Source organism: Variovorax sp. YR266 (assembly GCF_900107295.1).
GTDB lineage: Bacteria > Pseudomonadota > Gammaproteobacteria > Burkholderiales > Burkholderiaceae_C > Variovorax.
The window spans coordinates 1-2,077 of the sequence record NZ_FNPM01000042.1; the positions used below are offsets into that span (position 1 = coordinate 1).

At 65.7% G+C, this 2,077-nt stretch carries 1 pseudogene; it reads right to left on the reverse strand.

What is annotated here, in order from left to right:
• A pseudogene (locus BLW48_RS34825) lies at positions 1-2,077 on the reverse strand (RHS repeat protein); the annotation flags it as partial.

The following is a 2,077-nucleotide window of genomic DNA, read 5'->3' on the forward strand; positions in this document are numbered from 1 at the left end:
GCCGCAACCGGCATCGGCCCATTGCCCGTCGGCAGGTAGATGTACTGGCTCTGCCCCGCACTGTTCGTGCCCCCGCTGCCCACCTCCGCGATCAGCGTGCCCTGCTCGTCGTAGACATAGGCGTAGCCCAACTGCTCCGCTTGCGTTGTTGTTGGACTCCACAGCTTGGTGAAGAACGCAATCAAGCTCTGCATGAAGCCCGGGTCGGCCTCATCACCCTGGCTCGGCGGGTACAGCGGCTCGGTCTTAAACACCCGCTGTCCCAGTGCATTGTGCGCATAGCGCGTGGTCGGGCTGACATCGGTCGCACCCGTCGTCGCCGCGGCCAGCCGGCCTTCGGCGTCGTAGGTGTAGCTGCGCAGGCCGTCGCTTAGGAGGTCGCCGTTGGCGTTGTAGCCGTAGCTCACGCTCGTGCTGCTCGCGCCGTTGATGGTCTGGCTGAAGCCCGTGAGCTGGTTGCTTGTCGATCCCACCGTGTAGGTCCGGTTGGTGCTCACACCATCGACAGCGCGGGTGCTGCTGCTGCGGTTGCCGTTGGCGTCGTAGCCGAAGCCTGCGGAATCGCTTGCCGTGCTGCCCGTGGCGTTGAAGCTCACGATGCGCCCCACGGCGCTGTAGCCCACGCTCCAGGTGACGTTGGCATTGGCGATGGTGCTGTGGGTCGGGTCGGTGTCGCCGGGCTGGTAGAGGTTCTGCGTGAGGCTCGTGATGCGCCCGGCTGCGTCGTAGACGTAGCTGCTGAACTCGGTGGCGGTCAGGCGGCCTGCGGTGTCGTAGGTGCGGCTGGCTGCGATGGAGGGGCTCGCGAACGCCCAGCTCCACGCCGTGGGCTGGCCCAGCGGGTTCCAGGCGATGCCGGTGACCAGCGGGTTGCCGTTCAGGCTCAGGCCTGTGAGGCGACCGGTGCTGTCGTAGGTGTGCGTGAGCACGCCGCCTGCGTTGGGGTAGCCGATGCTGGCCAGCGTGCCGTTGGGGTTGTAGGTGTAGCTGACCTGCTGGACGCTGCCGTTGGCCAGCGTCTGCTTCTTGAGGGTCACGCGGGCGAAGGTGTCGCGGGTGTACTCGGTGGTGCCGCTGCGATCGACGATCTCGGACAGATAGCCCTTGCTGTTGGCCGTGAGGTCGTAGCGCAGGGTGGTGGTCTTGCCGTCGGCGAAGACCAGGCCAGTTGGGCGGCCCAATGCATCGCGCGTAATCGTTGTCGCCTGGCCCAAGGCGTCGGTGATCTGGCTGGGCAGGCCGAGGTTGTCGTACTGGGTGCTGGCTCCACCCGTATCGGTGCTGCTCTCGGTTGTTGCGTTGCCTTGGGCGTCGCGGGTGTAGGCGGTGGCCACGCCCTTGAAGTCCTTGGCTTCGGTGACGGCGTCCAGGGCGTTGTACTTCAGGGTGGCGCTGGCATTGGCTGCGTCGGTCACGCTCTTGACGCGGCGCAGGTTGTCCAGGCCGTACTGGGTGCTCTGGTTCAGGCCGTTGGTCGAACTGGTCAGTTCTCCGTTGGCGTCGTAGCCGAAGGTGCTGCTCTGGTTCGCGCCTTCGGTCCTGCCCGAGAGGCGGTTGATGTTGTTGACTGTACGGGCCACGCTCCAGGCGACGTTGCCGGCGCTGTCCTTGATCTGCTCGGCGGTGCGGTTGCCCATGCCGTCCAGGGTGTAGGTACCGCTCTCGCCTCGGTTGTTGCTCCAGCCCATTAAGCGGTGGGCTGCGTCGTAGGTGTGGCTCAGCACGAGGCCGGTGGGCAACGTGACTGTCTCGACAGTGCCGTAGGGTTTGTAGGTCAGGACGGTGGTCTGGCCGCCCACCGCCTGAGTCAGCAGGCGGTCGCGAGCATCGTAGGTGTAGGCGGTGACGAGGCCGTTGGGCTCGGTGCTGCTGACAACACGGTTGGCGGTGTCGTAGACGTAGCTGGTGACGTGGCCCAGGGCGTTCGTGACGGTGAGAACGTTGCCGCGGGTGTCGTAGGTGTAGCTCGTCACCGCGCCGCTGGGATCGGTGGCGGTATCGACCAACTGCGAAGAGTTGTAGGTCCACTGCCAGAGTTGGGCCTTGTTGGTCGCGGTGTCGGTCACCATCTTCGACA